The 17,901-nt window shown below is 63.7% G+C and carries 14 protein-coding genes and 2 tRNA genes; 15 read left to right on the forward strand and 1 reads right to left on the reverse strand.

Annotated features, from left to right (window positions below; genetic code table 11):
• Positions 1 to 4: 4 nt before the first annotated feature.
• The 13 genes from gnd (at position 5) to E4P29_RS12635 (ending at position 15,919) form a co-directional block, all read left to right on the forward strand.
• Positions 5 to 931, forward strand: a complete 927-nt coding sequence (gene gnd / locus E4P29_RS12575) for a phosphogluconate dehydrogenase (NAD(+)-dependent, decarboxylating) (RefSeq protein ID WP_032407751.1) — start codon at positions 5 to 7, stop codon at positions 929 to 931.
• Positions 932 to 2,164 (forward strand): DNA replication/repair protein RecF, encoded by a 1,233-nt coding sequence (gene recF / locus E4P29_RS12580; RefSeq protein WP_135045094.1) that lies wholly within the window; start codon positions 932 to 934, stop codon positions 2,162 to 2,164.
• Positions 2,161 to 2,721, forward strand: a complete 561-nt coding sequence (locus E4P29_RS12585) for a DUF721 family protein (protein WP_135045096.1) — start codon at positions 2,161 to 2,163, stop codon at positions 2,719 to 2,721. Before recF ends, E4P29_RS12585 begins: the two co-directional genes overlap by 4 nt.
• 167 nt (positions 2,722 to 2,888) lie before the next feature.
• Positions 2,889 to 3,806 carry a metal-dependent hydrolase gene (locus E4P29_RS12590; protein ID WP_135045098.1) on the forward strand — a complete coding sequence of 306 codons (918 nt, stop codon included), beginning with the start codon at positions 2,889 to 2,891 and terminating at the stop codon, positions 3,804 to 3,806.
• A complete protein-coding gene (locus E4P29_RS12595) occupies positions 3,803 to 4,936 on the forward strand; it encodes a PDR/VanB family oxidoreductase (protein ID WP_135045101.1) in 1,134 nt (377 codons plus the stop codon). Before E4P29_RS12590 ends, E4P29_RS12595 begins: the two co-directional genes overlap by 4 nt.
• Before the next feature lie 255 nt (positions 4,937 to 5,191).
• A complete protein-coding gene (gyrB, locus tag E4P29_RS12600) occupies positions 5,192 to 7,234 on the forward strand; it encodes a DNA topoisomerase (ATP-hydrolyzing) subunit B (RefSeq protein ID WP_027494993.1) in 2,043 nt (680 codons plus the stop codon).
• A gap of 65 nt (positions 7,235 to 7,299) precedes the next feature.
• Positions 7,300 to 9,843, forward strand: a complete 2,544-nt coding sequence (gyrA, locus tag E4P29_RS12605) for a DNA gyrase subunit A (protein ID WP_135045103.1) — start codon at positions 7,300 to 7,302, stop codon at positions 9,841 to 9,843.
• The gene (locus tag E4P29_RS25940) at positions 9,844 to 11,172 is read left to right on the forward strand and encodes a DUF3566 domain-containing protein (RefSeq protein ID WP_167735469.1); all 1,329 of its coding nucleotides are present in this window, start codon (positions 9,844 to 9,846) and stop codon (positions 11,170 to 11,172) included.
• Positions 11,173 to 11,281: 109 nt separating this feature from the next.
• Positions 11,282 to 11,355: transfer RNA gene (locus E4P29_RS12615), tRNA-Ile, on the forward strand.
• A gap of 190 nt (positions 11,356 to 11,545) precedes the next feature.
• Positions 11,546 to 11,618 (forward strand) — tRNA-Ala (locus E4P29_RS12620).
• Positions 11,619 to 12,013: 395 nt separating this feature from the next.
• Positions 12,014 to 12,964 (forward strand): acyl-ACP desaturase, encoded by a 951-nt coding sequence (locus tag E4P29_RS12625; RefSeq protein ID WP_135045105.1) that lies wholly within the window; start codon positions 12,014 to 12,016, stop codon positions 12,962 to 12,964.
• 205 nt (positions 12,965 to 13,169) lie between these two features.
• Positions 13,170 to 14,165, forward strand: coding sequence for a GGDEF domain-containing protein (locus tag E4P29_RS12630; RefSeq protein ID WP_245154287.1), 996 nt, complete (start codon positions 13,170 to 13,172; stop codon positions 14,163 to 14,165).
• Between the two features lie 122 nt (positions 14,166 to 14,287).
• Positions 14,288 to 15,919, forward strand: coding sequence for an alpha/beta hydrolase (locus E4P29_RS12635; protein ID WP_135045107.1), 1,632 nt, complete (start codon positions 14,288 to 14,290; stop codon positions 15,917 to 15,919).
• Here the strand turns inward: E4P29_RS12635 and E4P29_RS12640 are convergent.
• Entirely contained in the window at positions 15,908 to 16,297 is a 390-nt protein-coding gene (locus tag E4P29_RS12640; RefSeq protein WP_135045111.1) for a hypothetical protein, read from the reverse strand. The genes E4P29_RS12635 and E4P29_RS12640 overlap by 12 nt on opposite strands.
• Before the next feature lie 82 nt (positions 16,298 to 16,379).
• Between E4P29_RS12640 and E4P29_RS12645 the strand changes: the two genes are divergently transcribed.
• Together E4P29_RS12645 and E4P29_RS12650 are read left to right on the forward strand one after the other, a co-directional pair.
• Positions 16,380 to 16,916: a peptidylprolyl isomerase gene (locus E4P29_RS12645; protein ID WP_094621787.1), complete on the forward strand. Its 537-nt coding sequence runs from the start codon at positions 16,380 to 16,382 to the stop codon at positions 16,914 to 16,916.
• A gap of 24 nt (positions 16,917 to 16,940) precedes the next feature.
• Positions 16,941 to 17,858 (forward strand): rhomboid family intramembrane serine protease, encoded by a 918-nt coding sequence (locus E4P29_RS12650; RefSeq protein WP_135045113.1) that lies wholly within the window; start codon positions 16,941 to 16,943, stop codon positions 17,856 to 17,858.
• Positions 17,859 to 17,901 lie beyond the last annotated feature (43 nt).

A 17,901-nucleotide genomic window follows, 5' to 3' on the forward strand; every position in this document is an offset into this window, starting at 1 on the left:
CCTCATGCAGCTGGGCTTGGTCGGTCTCGGAAAAATGGGCTTCAACATGCGCGAGCGGCTGCGCGAGCACGGCCACGAGGTCATCGGTTACGACCCGAGGCCCGAGGTGACGGACACCCCGTCGCTCGCCGGTCTCGCGGAGTCCCTCACCGCTCCCCGCGTGGTGTGGGTGATGGTGCCCTCCGGACAGATCACCCGGGACACCATCATCGGACTCGGAGATGTTCTCGAACCGGGCGACCTGGTGATCGACGGCGGAAACTCGCGCTTCACCGATGACAAGCCCAACGCAGAACTGTTGGACGCCAAGGGAATCGGTTACATCGATGCCGGTGTTTCGGGTGGTGTCTGGGGATTGAAGAACGGCTACGGCCTGATGGTCGGCGGAGACGACGAGCACGTTGCACGCGCTATGCCGATCTTCGACGCCCTGCGCCCGGAAGGGGAACGCGCGGACGGATTCGTCCACGCCGGTCCTGTCGGTGCCGGGCATTACTCGAAGATGGTGCACAACGGCATCGAATACGGATTGATGCAGGCGTACGCCGAGGGATACGAAATCCTCGAGGCCGAAGAATTGGTGCAGGACGTGCAGGGTGTACTGCGGGCCTGGAGCAAGGGCACCGTCGTGCGGTCGTGGCTGCTCGATCTGTTGGTCGAGGCACTGGGTCAGGATCCGGAGTTCAGTGAGATCTCGGGGTACACAGAGGATTCCGGCGAGGGTCGATGGACCGTCGAGGAGGCCATTCGGCATGCCGTACCCGCCCCGGTCATCTCCGCAGCTCTGTTCGCGAGATTCGCGTCGCGACAAGAAGATTCGCCTGCAATGAAGGCAGTGTCGGCGTTGCGGAACCAGTTCGGCGGGCATGCCGTCAAGAAGGCGGATGCGGACGAGACACTGCGCGCACCCGCGCCGAAGAACACCGAGTAAGTGTTCGTACGGTCTTTGCAACTTCACGATTTCCGGTCCTGGGACGACGTCATCGTCGACCTGGGCCCGGGATCGACCGTGTTCGTCGGGCCCAACGGACACGGTAAGACCAACTTGCTGGAATCACTCGGATATCTGTCGACGCTGTCCTCACACCGGGTCTCGACCGATGCTCCGATGATCAGGGCGGGTGCGTCCACCGCGTTCGTCGGGAGCGCCGTGGTCAACCACGGACGCGAGTTGATCATCGACGTCGAACTGCTCGAGGGCAAGGCGAACAAGGCGAGGATGAACAGGTCTCCGCTGCGTCGTCCACGAGAAATTCTAGGTGTACTGCAGAGTGTGTTGTTCGCGCCCGAGGACCTCTCTCTGGTGCGCGGAGACCCGAGTGAGCGTCGTCGGTATCTGGACGAGCTGCTGACCACCAGAATTCCTCGAATGGCCGCTGTGCGTGCAGATTACGACAAGGTGCTGCGTCAGCGGTCTGCACTGCTCAAGACTGCCAGCGGGCCGCTCCGTCGAGGCTCGTCGTCCACCGACGGCTCGAGTGCGCTGGCCACGCTCGACGTCTGGGACGGCCATCTTGCTGCCCACGGTGCCCGATTGCTTTCGGCCAGAATATCTTTGGTGCACGAGCTGATGCCCTTCGTGCAGCAAGCCTACGAGTCGATAGCACCGGAATCGCGGCTGGCAACATTGTCCTATCGCTGCAGCCTCGCCGAGGCACTGCCGCCGGAATTCTCCGATGCCGGCCGAGCACCGGAGTCCGACGACGTCGATGTTTTGGAAGCTGCTTTCCTGCACCAACTTTCGGTGATGAGACAGCGAGAGATCGAACGTGGGGTGTGTCTGGTCGGTCCGCATCGAGACGATCTGGAGTTGATGCTCGGCGACCGACCCACCAAAGGCTTTGCCAGCCATGGTGAATCGTGGTCGTATGCACTCTCTCTTCGGCTCGGCTCCTTTTCCTTGCTGCGCGAGGACGGGACCGACCCCGTCCTGATGCTCGACGACGTGTTCGCCGAGCTCGACCGCAAGCGACGCACGGCCCTCGCGGCGGTCGCGGCCGATGCGGAACAGGTACTGATCACGGCGGCGGTTCCCGAGGACGTGCCACCCGAACTCGATGCACGACGGTACGGCGTCGAGGCTCGTCAGGAATCCGATTCCGGTGCAGCAGGACGTATTTCGACCATCACCGAACTGTCGACGTCGGACAGTGAGGTGTCATGAGCGACGAAGCGAACTCACCCGTGCCGGATGAGCAGCCGGAGCTGAAGGGCGTCGACCTCGCTCGTCGGGCGCTCGAAGATGCCCGGGCGGCGGCCAAGGCGAGCGGCAAGTCGGTCGGTCAAGGTCGTTCGTCACCGACCGGTGGAGTCCGGGCACTGCGGGGGCGTCGACGACGGGGTTGGTCGGGAGCCGGCCCCGACGATCGGGATCCGCAGGCATTCGGTGCACTGGCCAACAGCATCGCGTCCAAGCGTGGGTGGTCGGCCAAGGTATCGGAGGGTGCCGTGCTGGGGCGCTGGCCCAGCGTCGTCGGTGAGGACATCTCGGCCCACGCAGACCCCACCGGTCTCAAGGACGGTGTACTCAGTATCTCCGCCGAGTCGACTGCATGGGCAACGCAGCTCAGACTGATGCAGTCGCAGATTCTGGCGAAGATCGCGGCGGCGGTAGGCCACGGTGTGGTCACGTCGCTTCGGATCACCGGGCCGACGACGCAGAGCTGGCGAAAGGGCGAGCGTCACGTCAAGGGTCGAGGTCCGCGGGACACGTACGGATAGTGAAAGTTCCCAACGGCGGTTTGTCGTAGCCCCTGGTACACGTGATCCTCAACAGATGTTGGGGGCAGTGTTGCTGTGAGACTGTCGGTATGCGTAGCGTGATTCGGGACACGCAACGGTCGGGGGACCGAATACTGTTCCATGCGGCCATCGGACGAGGAGAAGTTGTGTCCACACCTACGAAGAAGACGTCGACAACGGCTGTCGACGTCGACGGAACCCCCGAAGATCGAGTAGTTCTCCACGCCCGCAACGTCGAGTTCGACTGGAATACCCTGCCGCTGCACTACATGGACGGCAATCCCTTGGCCACGCATCTGATCAATGTGATGCACCTGCTTCTGCCCGAGGGTGAGGAGTGGTTCGTGCGCACGTTCAAAGAGGCGTTGCCGCTGATCCACGACGATCAGTTGCGAGACGACGTGATCGGCTTCATCGGCCAGGAAGCCATGCATGCGCAGGCCCACACCGAAGTCCACGACCAGCTTCGTGCCCATGGCATCGACGTCGATCCGTACGTCGACCAGATGAAGTTCCTGTTCGGACGCGCGCTCGGCAATCGCTCGGGCCACGGTCAGAACAGTCTGGTGGAGCGGCTCGCCTTGATCGCCGCCGCCGAGCATCTGACCGCGTTTCTCGGTGACTGGGTTCTCAACGCGCGCGAGCTCGACGAAGCCGACGTCGATCCGGTCATGCTCGACCTGTTGCGGTGGCACGGCGCCGAGGAAGTCGAGCATCGTTCCGTGGCATACGAGGTGATGCGCTACTTCGACGTTCGTCCGGCGCGGCGTATCCGTACCTACGTCGTCATCGCACCGACACTCGTGTGGTTCTGGACGCGCGGCGTGCGCTACTTGATGAGCCAGGATCCGACGCTGGCTCATCTGTCGCCCAAGGAACGGACACCGTCGTTCCGAGAATTCAGGCGAGTGGCGAAGTCCGGTCTGTTCCCGACACCGATGTCGATGGTGAAGGCATCGTTGCGGTACTTCAAGAGCACATATCACCCGTCTCAGGAAGGCTCGACGGCCCAGGCCGTGCAGTATCTCGCCACCTCGCCGGCGGCGCGGTCCGCTGATCGATGACCAAACGCACGTTGCGGAGCAGGCTCGACGCGATGGCTCGAAAGGTCGACTCGTTTCGAGTCGGCCGCACGATTCCACAGAATCTGTACGGGCGAGACGAGCCGGATCAGACGGTGTCACTGGTCACCGACGCGCTGGACAAGTGGTTCGCCCTACTCGACAACGGTGAGTACGACGCGACGTTCGCGGCACCTCCCGTCGTGCGCACCCGAGAACTGACACTGGTCTCCCGTGACGTTCTCTGCATCGACGAACAGGTCGTCCAGCTGACCTTCGCCGCCGCCGACGGGTCGGCCCTGCCGGCGTGGGCACCGGGGATGCACCTGGATTTCTACCTCCCGTCCGGTCGGCGACGGCAGTACTCCCTGTGCGGATCGCCCAGCGACGACACGTACTCGATCGCGGTACGACTCGTGCCCGACGGCGGCGGCGGATCTCCGGAGATGCATGCCCTGACGGTCGGCACTCGGGTGTCGATCAGGGGGCCGCGCAACGGGTTTCCGTTCGTACCGTCCGAACACGCAGTCTTCGTCGCCGGTGGAATCGGTATCACCGCGATCATCTCGATGGTGCGCCGAGCTCGCGATCTGGGCATGGACTGGCACCTCGTGTACTGCGGCCGCTCACGCGAGTCGATGCCGTTTCTCGACGAGATAAAGGCCTGGGATTCCGCCCGGGTCACCGTGCGTACCGACGACGTGGACGGCATGCCGTCGAGCATGGATCTGTTGGGCTCGACGGCCCCCGGCGGTTCGGTGTACGTGTGTGGCCCGCCGCCGATGATCGACCTCGTTCGCGCCTCGTTCGACGCCCTCCCGGCAACGCATCTGCACTTCGAGCGCTTCTCGCCGCCGCCGGTGAAGAACGGGACGGAATTCGAGGTGCAGCTCGTCGATTCCGGCGAAATCCTGTCGGTCGGTGCGGAAGAGACTGCACTGCAAGCCATTCGACGTATCAGGCCGGATGTCGCGTATTCGTGCCAGCAGGGTTTCTGTGGCACGTGCCGGGTGCGAGTGCTCAGCGGAACACCGCAGCATCGAGAGAATCGGCTGACGACCGAGGAGCAGCGGCACGAGATGTTGATCTGTGTCTCGCGTTCGGACGGAGAACGGATCGTCCTCGATCTGTAGTCGAATCGCCGGTTTTACCCTTCATCTTTGTCGTCCGATGTCGAGAAAATGCGCCTGTGAAGCAATCAGGGGCCTTTTAGGGGTGTCATCGTCCCCATGCTGTCGCAGCCACCCAGTACTATGGACCGGTACGACATCAAGCCCGGAACAAACGCATGGACCGAGCACGGCCGAAACGACCGTGCCGACCCTGCGGTAGCACCTACGTCAGGTGTGAGCGGGGTAGTGGACGCGTAGAAGGAGAACCAGCTAACCGTGGCTGCCCAGAAGTCAGGTAACAGTGAGAACAGCAAGGATTACGGCGCATCTTCCATCACGGTCCTCGAGGGCCTGGAAGCAGTCCGTAAGAGGCCCGGTATGTACATCGGTTCCACCGGTGAACGAGGCCTGCACCACCTGATCTGGGAGGTCGTCGACAACTCCGTCGACGAGGCCATGGCCGGCTACGCCTCCACCGTCGACGTCACCATCCACGAGGACGGCAGCGTCGAGGTCAAGGACGACGGCCGCGGTATCCCCGTCGCCATGCACTCCTCCGGTGTTCCCACCGTCGAGGTCGTCATGACCCAGCTGCACGCCGGTGGCAAGTTCGACTCCGACTCCTACGCGGTGTCCGGTGGTCTCCACGGTGTCGGTATCTCCGTCGTGAACGCACTCTCGACCAAGGTCGAACTGCAGATCGCGCGTGACGGTCACCGCTACAAGCAGACCTACGACTACGCCAAGCCCGGCCCGCTCGAGACCGTCGGCGACACCACGGAGACCGGCACCACAGTGCGTTTCTGGGCCGACGGCAAGATCTTCGAGACCCTCGACTACAGCTTCGAGACCGTGCATCGTCGCCTGCAGGAGATGGCGTTCCTCAACAAGGGACTGACCATCAACTTCACCGACGAGCGAGTCGCGGCCACCGACGCCACCGAGGAAGAACTCGGCGAGACCGCCGAGGCACCCAAGACCGCCGAGGAAGAGCAGGCCGACGCGGCCAACGCGAAGCCGGCCAAGGTTCGTAAGCGGACGTACCACTACCCCGACGGTCTGGTGGACTTCGTCAAGCACATCAACCGCACCAAGACCGCGATTCACAACTCGGTCGTCGGCTTCACCGGCAAGGGCGAGGGCCACGAGGTCGAGATCGCCATGCAGTGGAACGCCGGCTACTCCGAGTCGGTGCACACCTTCGCGAACACCATCAACACGCACGAGGGCGGAACCCACGAAGAGGGTTTCCGTACCGCTCTGACGTCGACGGTGAACAAGTACGCCATCGAGAAGAAACTGGTCAAGGAAAAGGACGTCAAGCTCACCGGCGATGACATCCGCGAGGGCCTGGCCGCCGTCATCTCGGTGCGAGTCGGGGAGCCCCAGTTCGAGGGACAGACCAAGACCAAGCTCGGCAACACCGAGATTCGGTCGTTCGTGCAGAAGGCGTGCAACGAGCACCTGTCGCACTGGTTCGAGTCCAACCCGGCCGATGCCAAGACCATCATCAACAAGGCCGTGTCGTCCGCGCAGGCCCGCATGGCCGCGCGCAAGGCACGAGAGTTGGTGCGCCGCAAGAGCGCAACCGATATCGGTGGCCTGCCCGGCAAGCTCGCCGACTGCCGCTCGAACGATCCGAGCAAGTCCGAGATCTACATCGTGGAGGGCGACTCCGCCGGCGGCTCGGCCAAATCCGGCCGCGACTCGATGTTCCAGGCGATCCTGCCGCTGCGCGGAAAGATCATCAACGTCGAGAAGGCTCGCATCGACCGCGTCCTCAAGAACAACGAGGTCCAGTCGATCATCACCGCGTTCGGCACCGGCATTCACGACGAGTTCGACATCGCCAAACTGCGCTATCACAAGATCGTGCTGATGGCCGATGCCGACGTCGACGGCCAGCACATCTCCACGCTGCTGATGACCCTGTTGTTCCGGTTCATGCGGCCGCTGATCGAGAACGGCCACGTCTACCTGGCCATGCCGCCGCTGTACAAGCTCAAGTGGAGCCGCGGCGAACCGGATTTCGCGTACTCCGACCGCGAGCGCGACGGTCTGCTCGAGGCCGGTATCGCCAACAAGCGCAAGATCAACGTCGAGGACGGCGTCCAGCGCTACAAAGGCCTCGGCGAGATGAACGCCAAGGAACTGTGGGAAACCACGATGGACCCGGCAGTGCGAGTTCTTCGTCTGGTCACTCTCGACGATGCCGCGGCCGCGGACGAACTGTTCAGCGTCCTGATGGGTGAAGACGTGTCCGCCCGCCGAAGCTTCATCGCGCGTAACGCGAAAGATGTTCGCTTTCTTGACGTTTAGTCGTTTCTCGGACGCACCGCACTCAGTGTCGGTGCGTCCGACGACCGTTTTCGAGGAGATCTTCTATGTCTGACATCACCGAACCGCCGGTCGGGCCCCCGCCGGGCTCGACCACCAACGCCGAGGGCGGCGACCGGATCGATCCGGTCGACATCCAGCAGGAGATGCAGCGCAGCTACATCGATTACGCGATGAGCGTCATCGTCGGCCGCGCGCTACCCGAGGTCCGCGACGGTCTCAAGCCGGTGCACCGACGTGTGCTGTACGCGATGTACGACTCGGGCTTCCGTCCCGACCGCAGTTACGTCAAATCCGCACGCCCCGTTGCGGAAACGATGGGTAACTACCACCCCCACGGCGATACCTCGATCTACGACGCGCTCGTGCGTCTGGCTCAGCCGTGGTCGATGCGGTACCCACTGGTCGACGGCCAGGGCAACTTCGGTTCGCGCGGCAACGACGGCGCCGCCGCCATGCGATACACCGAAGCGCGCCTGACCCCGCTCGCCATGGAGATGCTGCGCGACATCGACGAGGAAACCGTCGACTTCATCCCCAACTACGACGGCAAAACCCAAGAGCCGACGGTACTTCCGTCGCGCGTGCCCAACCTGTTGATGAACGGCTCCAACGGTATCGCCGTCGGCATGGCCACCAATATTCCGCCGCACAACCTGCGTGAACTCGGCGACGCGGTGTTCTGGGCCCTCGACAACTTCGAGGCCGACGAGGAAGCGACTCTCGCGGCCTGCATGGAACGCGTCAAGGGTCCCGACTTCCCCACCCACGGACTCATCGTCGGCGGCCAGGGAATTCAGGATGCGTACTCGACCGGCCGCGGTTCGATCCGGATGCGCGGCGTCGTCGAGATCGAGGAAGACTCCAACGGTCGCACGACGATCGTCATCACCGAATTGCCCTTCCAGGTCAACCCCGACAACCTGATCACCTCGATCGCCGAGCAGGTTCGTGACGGCAAGCTGTCCGGTATCTCGAAGATCGACGACGAGTCCTCGGACCGCGTCGGTATGCGCATCGTCGTGACGATCAAGCGCGATGCCGTCGCCAAGGTCGTCCTGAACAACCTCTACAAGCATTCGCAGTTGCAGACCAGCTTCGGCGCCAACATGCTTTCGATCGTCGACGGCGTGCCGCGCACCCTGCGGCTCGATCAGATGATCCGGTACTACGTCACTCACCAACTCGACGTGATCGTTCGTCGTACGCGGTACCGCTTGCGCAGAGCCGAGGAGCGCGCCCACATTTTGCGCGGCCTCGTGAAGGCGCTCGACGCGTTGGACGAGGTCATCGCCCTCATCCGTGCGTCGCAGACGGTCGATCTCGCCAAGCAGGGCTTGATCGATCTGCTCGACATCGACGAGATCCAGGCGCAGGCGATCCTCGACATGCAGCTGCGGCGCCTCGCCGCCCTCGAGCGCCAGAAGATCATCGACGAGTTGGCCGAACTCGAACGCACCATCGCCGACCTGCAGGACATCCTGGCCAAGCCGGAGCGTCAGCGTCAGATCGTGCGAGACGAGCTGGCCGAGATCGTCGAGAAGTTCGGCGACGACCGTCGAACGCGGATCATTGCCGCCGACGGTGACGTCAACGACGAGGATCTGATCGCCCGGGAGAACGTGGTGGTCACGATCACCGAGACCGGATACGCCAAGCGCACCAGAACCGATCTGTACCGCTCGCAGAAGCGCGGCGGCAAGGGCGTGCAGGGAGCGGGCCTGAAGCAGGACGACATCGTCAGCAAGTTCTTCGTCTGCTCGACGCACGACTGGATCCTGTTCTTCACCACCAAGGGTCGCGTCTACCGGGCCAAGGCGTACGAACTGCCCGAGGCCAACCGCACGGCACGCGGACAGCACGTCGCGAACCTGCTCGCTTTCCAGCCCGACGAGCGCATCGCGCAGGTCATCCAGATCAAGACCTACGAGGATGCTCCCTACCTTGTGCTCGCCACCAAGGGCGGTCTGGTCAAGAAGTCACGCCTGACCGACTTCGACTCCAACCGCAGCGGCGGCATAGTCGCGGTCAACCTGCGCGGCGACGACGAATTGGTCGGCGCAGTGCTCGCATCCTCCGAAGACGATCTGCTGCTCGTCTCGGCACAGGGTCAGTCGATCCGATTCTCGGCCACCGACGAGGTACTGCGACCCATGGGCCGCGCGACGTCCGGTGTGCAGGGCATGCGCTTCAACGGTGAGGACGAGCTGCTGTCGCTCAACGTGGTCAGCGAGAACAAGTTCCTGCTGGTGGCGACATCGGGCGGTTACTCCAAGCGCACAGCGATGGAGGACTACCCGCAGCAGGGCCGCGGCGGAAAGGGAGTACTGACAATCCAGTACGACCCCAAGCGTGGCACGCTGGTGGGAGCTCTCATCGTCGACGACGAGGACGAGCTGTACGCCATCACGTCCAGTGGTGGCGTAATCCGAACCGCTGCCAAGCAGGTTCGGAAAGCCGGCCGACAGACCAAGGGCGTGCGGTTGATGAATCTCGGTGAAGGCGACACACTGCTCGCGATAGCGCGCAACGCCGACGAGATCGAACCGGACGCAGCAGGTCCCGAAGACGATGCACCGAAGGAGTCGTAAGTGAGCACTCCCAACCGGCCTGGCAGCAGGCCAGGCCCCACGGGTGGACCGGACAACAGGGACGCTGCCCAGACCGAGCAGCCACCGCGTTCGGCACCTCCCGAAGGTGCCCGGCCGGGAAGCCGCCCCCAGCCGGCGACGCGTCCGGCACCGCAACAGGGTGCTCGTCCGCCGGCACGCCCGGCACAAGGTGGTCCGGCCGGTCCGCCCCGTCCGACTCAGGGACCTCCGCCGCAGCGTCCACCAGCACCGCAGGGGCAGCCGGGTCATCAGGGGCATCAGGGGCATCAGGGGCAGCCGGCACCGCAGAGTCCGCCGCCTCGAGCACCTCAGCAGGGACCGGACCAGTCTCGTCCGCCTCAGCCGGCCAATGGTCGGCCCGGTGAGCCGGGTGCGGCAAACGCCGACGGCGCTCGTCCCGCCAACGGTCAGCCGTCGCAGGGTCAGGGGCCGTCCGGTCCCGCATCTCGGCCTGCTCCGCCGCGTCCCGCCAACGATGCTGCTCCTGCCGACGGATCGACCGAGTCGAAGGCTCCGGCACCGACCCAGGCGATACCGACTCAGCGCGGAGACGGCCCGCAGGGTGGTTCCGGCACTCCGCCGTGGCAGCGCGGTCCCGGCCAGCGTCCTGCACAGCAGGGGCCCGACGACCGTCAGCCCCAGAACCAACCTCAGACGAACCTGTCCGGGCGCGGCACCGCGTTGCCGGCGACAGGCGAGTTCGATCGTTCGACAGTGGCTGCTGCATCCACCTCGGCAGAGCCGGGCCAGCGTGAATCGGGTGAGGACAAGACCGAACGACGCGAGGCAGCGCGGTCGAAGGCGGCCGTGATCGACGGACCGACCCGACACATCGAGCGCAAGGATCTGGCGAAGGACATGCCGGATCTGTCTGCCACCCGGCATCCCGAGTCGGCAGCAGCCGATCGCGCAGCCCCCACCGCTATCACGGCGGTACCCAGCGCGGACGGCGATCCTCTGCGGGCGACGATCCAGATTCGCAAGATCGATCCCTGGTCGACGCTCAAGATCGCTCTTGTCATCGCTGTGTCGCTGTTCTTCGTGTGGATGGTGGCCGTCGGCCTGCTCTACGCCGTTCTCGACGGCATGGGTGTGTGGGACCGCCTCAACAGTGCCTTCACCGAGATCGTCAACGAATCCGGCGACGGTGGACTCGTCAGCGCCGGTCAGGTGTTCGGCTACGCAGCAGTGATCGGTGTGATCAATGTCGTACTGTTCACCGCACTCACCACGATCGGGGCCTTCATCTACAACCTGTCGTCGGACCTGGTCGGCGGCGTCGAAGTGACGCTGGCAGATCGCGACTGACCAGCACGAACGACTGCCGTATCGGGCCGTTTTGGAAGACAGCGGCCCGATACGGTAATCTCATCCCTCGGTTCGAGGAGAGCAATTCTTCGGCCCGAAGCAGTATCGAGGGCCTATAGCTCAGGCGGTTAGAGCGCTTCCCTGATAAGGAAGAGGTCGGAGGTTCAAGTCCTCCTAGGCCCACACCGAACGAACGAAAAGAGGCAGGACGTGAAAATCCTTCTTCTTGTTGCATCGGTGGTGATAGCAGTGCTGACTGTATCGAAGGTGCGCTCCACGCGCAGCTCGGAAGGCGTCTGGCACAGCATCTCCACCGGGTGACAATCGCTCGGAGAGAACGTGTAAAGTTCGTGCACGTTCGACAGCAACACCCGGGGCCTTAGCTCAGTTGGTAGAGCGCTGCCTTTGCAAGGCAGATGTCAGGAGTTCGAATCTCCTAGGCTCCACAATCAAAAGGACGTCCATTCCGATGGACGTCCTTTTTTGTGTTTCCACCCCGCTGCCGCTCGCCCCCAAGTCCACTAGATGTGACATTGACCCCCGAAAAGTCCACCGAACGTGACATCGAGTCCCGGACGGGCGGAGGGCTGCTTCATCCACCGCCGTTGTGACTCGGACCAACCGCTGTCGAGATCGGTGCCCAGATATCCAGATCATCGTTCGATTCGTTTCGCATCGCGTCCGTGGTCTTTAGCGTTCTTCGGGTACAGCAGCGTCGGTTCTCGGATCGACGGGACAGGTCGCGACGGCGCACCGCAGGGGGGTGTGCCGTCGTTCGATCTCGGCGTCTCGGATCGGTCTTCGGTTCGGGCGTCTCATATTTCTCGGAGGAGCCCCACAGATGACGCGTGTTCTCGATCATGAAGAGTTGTTGACCGAGCTCGACGGCACGTTGGAAGCCAACCTGAATCGCCATCTGTCGATGGCGAAGGAATGGCATCCGCATGATTACGTCCCGTGGGATCTGGGTCGCAATTTTGCGGCGATGGGTGGGGAGGACTGGTCGCTGGAACAGTCGTCGTTGTCGGAATTGGCGCGCACGGCGATGATCACCAATCTGTTGACCGAAGACAATCTGCCGTCGTACCACCGCGGTCTGGCCGACAACTTCTCGTTGGACGGCGCATGGGGCACCTGGGTGGGCCGCTGGACTGCGGAGGAGAACCGCCACGGGATCGTCATGCGCGACTATCTGGTGGTGACACGGGCCGTGGACCCGGTCGAGCTGGAGCGGGCTCGTATGCACCACATGACGGTCGGTGTCGACGCCCCGATGGACGGCTCCAATTTCTTGCACTCGGTGGCGTACGTGACGTTCCAGGAGCTCGCGACGCGCGTGTCGCACCGCAACACGGGTCTGGCCTGTGGCGATCCGATCGCCGATCGAATGCTGGCCCGGGTGGCCGCGGACGAGAATTTGCACATGATCTTCTACCGGAACCTCGGCGAGGCGTCGCTCGACCTGGTGCCGGACCAGATGGTGCGTGCCATCGCCGATGTCGCGACGGATTTTCAGATGCCGGGACTGAACATGCCGAACTTTCGGAAGAACGCCATGATTCTGGCAAAGCACGGGATTTACGATCTTCGCCAGCATCTGGACGAGGTGTTGATGCCGGTGCTGCGCAAATGGAACATATTCGAGCGCAACGACTTCAGCGGTGAGGGCGAGCGGGACCGCGATCGTCTGGCTGCGTTCGTACAGGATTTGGAGTCGAAGGCGACGAAGTTCGAGGAATCCCGCGATCGACTGTTGGCGCGGGAGGCAGCGCGGGCCGCGAAAGCGTCCTGACCTGCTACGCAATCGCTGCTGCGGGTCGTGATCGAAGCTCGGAGGTGTTAGAGTCCGGTCACGGGTGGGCCCGATGAGGCAACGGTCGTAGTGCGTGGGGAGGGCCGATGGTGCCTGGGGGGAATCGCGTGAGCGGTGGTGTCCGGTTCGTTGTGTGCTTGGGTGAGGCGTCACGCGTAATGGTCGGTATGGACGGTGTCTGCTGGTGAGCAGATTCAGGTTCGACGAGTCCGGGCGGATGCTTGCGGTATTCGCCGCGGTGACCACGGTTCTCTACATCGCGAACGGCATCGCATCGTGGTCGGACCTGTCCGGCCCGCAGCAAATTTTTGCCGCGCTCGCAGTGGTTCTGGGGCCGGCGGCGATCGTTGTTCTCGCACGAGCAGGAGCGCCGAGTCCCAAGCATGCGGTCGGCACCGCCACCGCGCTGTCGGTGGGCGCGCTTGCCTGCGCATTGGGCAGTAGCAACACGATGCCCGCGTTCCTGATCTGTGTGCAAGCGGCGATGTTCCTCGGCATGCACATCGGTGCCTTCTGGTCCGAGCGCGACGCCGGCATATGGGTTGCGGTACTGGCTGTGTCTGCGGTCGTGGGTGCCGCTGTTGCCCCCTATGGAACGCCCTTCATCAGCTACATTCTGGTCGCCCTCGGCATCGTCGGCGCAACGGAAGTGTTCGGTGTGTTCGCGCGTCGAATGCGGTATTCGGCCACTCATGACGCGTTGACGGGCCTGCTCAATCGATTCGGCTTCGAGTCGAAAATCGAGAAGATGTTGCCCGCGTGCGCCGCTCGTGGTCTGACGGTCAGCCTGGCGGTGCTCGATCTCGACAACTTCAAGGAGATCAACGACGAGTACGGCCACATTGCCGGCGACGTATTGCTCACTCGTGTCTCGAAGGCCTGGAAGGGGCAACTGACCAAACGGGATGTTCTGGGCCGGCTCGGCGGAGACGAATTCGTCCTGTTCATGCCAGGAGTTCTCGAGGCCGAAGCCTGGCAGATCATCGACGGCTTGCGCCGATCCCATCGCGCCGAGTGGAGCGTCGGTCTGGCGTGTATGCCGGCCGGCCGCCGGTGGGGTGAAATCTATCGCGCCGCGGATGCAGACCTGTATCGCGCCAAGCGGAGTCGCCCCCCGAAGGCGTCTCGCCCCGCCGAGCCCGGTGACGGGCATCGCGGGCCGATACGCAGAATCGTGTAGCGATACAACGACGTTCCCGTCATCCCCAGATTTCATCCACAGGCTGGGGATAGATTTCTCGCCGCACCGACTCGCTGACGTTGACTCGTCGAATACGACGACAACTCGGCGAGGGGATTGCGATGGTCACGCTCGATGACGTCAGATCGTGGGACAGCCAGGCGTTGACCACCGTGTCGAACGAGCTGATGCACTGTTGGCGCGGTTTGGCCGCTGTGCACAGCGCCCTGCTGGAAACCGTCGTCGACGACGGATGGCAGGGCCCCGCGGCAACGGCATACCGAGATGCCATCGGAGCTCTGCGTGCGCAGGTGGGGGACTGTGCGACGGAGCTACTGCGGGTAGCGCTGTGCACCGCTCCGGCGGCCATCGACATGGCCGGACTCGTCTCGACGCTGACCGCTCTGGAATCGAACGCCGCGCGCGAGCACTTCGATATCCGACGCGACGGTTCGGTGACCGACGTACTGACGTCGTATTCGGTTGCGCAGCAGGACCTGTCGTCGACCATTCGCGATCGGCGTCACCGTTGCACCGAGTTGGCCGAACGCATCACCCAACTGATGCGAGCCGCGACCGCGTTCGACGAGGACCTTGCCCGACGCCTCGCCGGCGACATCTCCCCGGGCACCGTGGTCAGAGCAGGGGTATCGGTAGTGCCGCTCGAGGGGAGTCCGGCCACGAATGCGGCGTTCTGGAGCGCACTCTCGCCCGCCGAGCGCACTCGACTGCTCGTCGAGCAACCGTCTCTCATCGGTAATCTCGACGGCTTGCCGGGTCGAATTCGAGACTGCGCGAACCGTCGGGTACTTGCCAGTGAGCGCCTTCGACTGCAGGCTGTGGCAGAGGAACTCGGAAACCAGTTGAAGGACAACACTTTCGGAGGATTGTTCAGTGATGCGGACGCCGGTTTGGAACAGACGCAAACGCGCCTGAGCTCGCTCGACGCGATCGAAACGACTCTGGCACAAGGTGACAGGCAACTGTTGGCGCTGGACAATTCGACGTACACGGAGACCACTGCCGCTATCGCGGTGGGTGACGTCGACACAGCAACACACGTGGCGGTGTTCGTACCCGGCCTCGGCTCGACCGTCCACGGAGACGCGGTACGGTACGACGGCGACCTGGAGAATCTCAAAACTACTGTGGAACAGATGCTTTCGGAGGATCCACCGCCCACCGTCGCAGCCGTGACGTGGATGAACTACCAGGCTCCACAGCTGGGATGGGGTCTGCTCGATCCCGATCGGACAGTCGCATCCGATGCCGCCGCGCAAGCAGGGGCGACGCGATTGGTGCCCTTTCTGGAAGGCCTCGATGTGGCCCGGTCGAACGATCCACATCTGTCGGTGCTGGCACACTCCTACGGATCACTGACCGCAGCCGCCGCTCTGCACCAAAGCACCGGCGTCGACGAGTTCGTGTCCCTCGGATCACCTGGCCTCGGCACCGGCAGTGTGACCGAACTACAGGTTCCCGACGGTCACGTTTTCGCGGCGGAGGCGCGCGGGGACATCGTCGCAGACATCGGTGCCTTCGGACGAGATCCCGGCACGCTCGACGGAGTGACCCAACTGGCCACCGACGAGGCCGACGGCCGTCCGGGCGCGACAGGTCACAGTGACTACCTCACAGAAGGTTCGAGCACCGAACACACCGTCGGTCTGGTCGTCGCCGGCCGGGGCGAGGACGCAGAAAAAAGGTCCCGGCCCGGCCTGTTCGATCTACTGCAGAAGCTCCTATACCTGTGACGTCGACTCGTCTTCGTAATCGACCAGGCTGGGCGGCGCATCTGCGGGCGGCGGCACCTCGTGGCGGCGTCGGCTGAGGTAGAACACGACACCTCCGACGACGACAGCAGCCGCTCCGAACGCCAGGACACGGCGCCTGTTTCCCGGCGTCCGATCAGCAGTCAGAGCTGCCTTGGTCAGATCGGCCCGGGCAATCCGCTCGGCAGTAGCCGCGCGTCGCTGAGCAGCCTGCTTACGTGCCAACCCGTAGCCGCGCTTGGCGAGCAAGAGGCCCACTCCGGCAGGGCCCTTGCTCACAACGGAAGCGGCACCGAGCAGCGTCGACGCCGCCGTACCGGTAGAGGAGTGAACCCGCTCGGTTTTCGTAGTGCTCGTCATGCCCTCACTGTTCCACAACAGCGCCCCGATCGACCCTCTCGATACACCACCTGTGAACTACCCGGTCGCTCGAGATGGCACGATGGTGAGCGTGACTTCACCAAACAAGACCCAAACGGCAACGCTGCACACCAACCGCGGCGACATCGTCATCGAACTGTTCGGCAATCACGCCCCCAAGACCGTCGCGAACTTCGTCGGCCTTGCGGACGGGTCGAAGGAATACACGACGCAGAACGCATCGGGTGCCAAGACCGGACCGTTCTACGACGGCGCAGTGTTCCACCGCGTCATCGACGGTTTCATGATCCAGGGCGGCGACCCGACCGGAACCGGCACCGGCGGACCGGGCTACAAGTTCGAGGACGAGTTCCACCCGGAGCTCTCCTTCGACCGCCCGTACCTGCTGGCCATGGCCAACGCAGGCCCCGGCACCAACGGCTCGCAGTTCTTCATCACCACCGGCAAGACCCCGCACCTCAACCGCAAGCACAGCATCTTCGGTGAGGTCACGGACGAAGCGTCCAAGAAGGTCGTCGACGCGATCTCGAGCACGCAGGTCGGCCGCGGCGATCGCCCGGTGGAAGAGGTCGTCATCAACAGCATCACCATCGCCTGATTCGGTTGTAGAAGGAATTACACGATGACAAACCCCGGCTGGGGTGGCGCGTACGGCGACCAGCCCAACCCACCCCAGTCGGTGTGCGTCAGACATCCCGATCGCCCGACCGGCCTGGCCTGCTCTCGATGCGGCCGGCCCGCGTGCCCACAGTGTCTGCAGCCCGCGGCCGTCGGGCAGCACTGTGTCGACTGTGTTCGCGAGGGCAACAAGAACGTGCGGACCGCGCGTACGGTCGCCGGCGCGCCGATGACACGCTCCGCCAAGACACCGCTGACCTTCGCATTGATCGCGATCAACGTCGTGATCTTCGGCATCACCGCCGCTCAATCCGGCGACCTCATGAGCAATTTCCGCGGATCGTCGCTGGCCGACGCCTGGGCACTGAACAGCCTGCTGGTCGCGAACGGCGATGTGTGGCGCCTGCTCAGCAGCGGGTTCATCCACATCGGACCCATTCACCTTCTCGTGAACATGTTCGCCCTGTACGTCATCGGGCGTGACGTCGAATTGGTGCTGGGCCGCAGCCGCTATCTCGCCGTCTACTTCCTGTCGCTGCTCGGTGGCAGCGCATCGGTCATGTTGTTCGAGAATCCTCTGGCCGCCACCGCCGGCGCGTCGGGTGCCGTGTTCGGATTGCTCGGTGCGCAGGCCGTCATTCTGCTGCGACTCAAGCGCTCCCCGACCCCGGTCCTGATCGTGATCGCGCTGAACATCTTCATCAGCATCTCGATCCCCAGCATCTCGCTGTGGGGCCATATGGGCGGACTGGTCGCCGGAGCGGCAGCCACCGCCGGATTGGTGTTCCTACCCAACCGCAACGGTGCGCAACGACCTGCAGGCGTATCCCTCGCCTGGCTCTCCGTGGCAGCCGTGGCCCTGATATCCCTGGGTACCATCGCAGTCCGAGTCCTCGACCTCCGCGCGCAGATGGGCCTCTGAAGTCCACTGAATGTGCCATTGACCCCCGAAAAGTCCACCGAAC

This window comes from Rhodococcus sp. 1R11, assembly GCF_004563845.1.
In the GTDB taxonomy this organism is placed as follows: domain Bacteria; phylum Actinomycetota; class Actinomycetes; order Mycobacteriales; family Mycobacteriaceae; genus Rhodococcoides.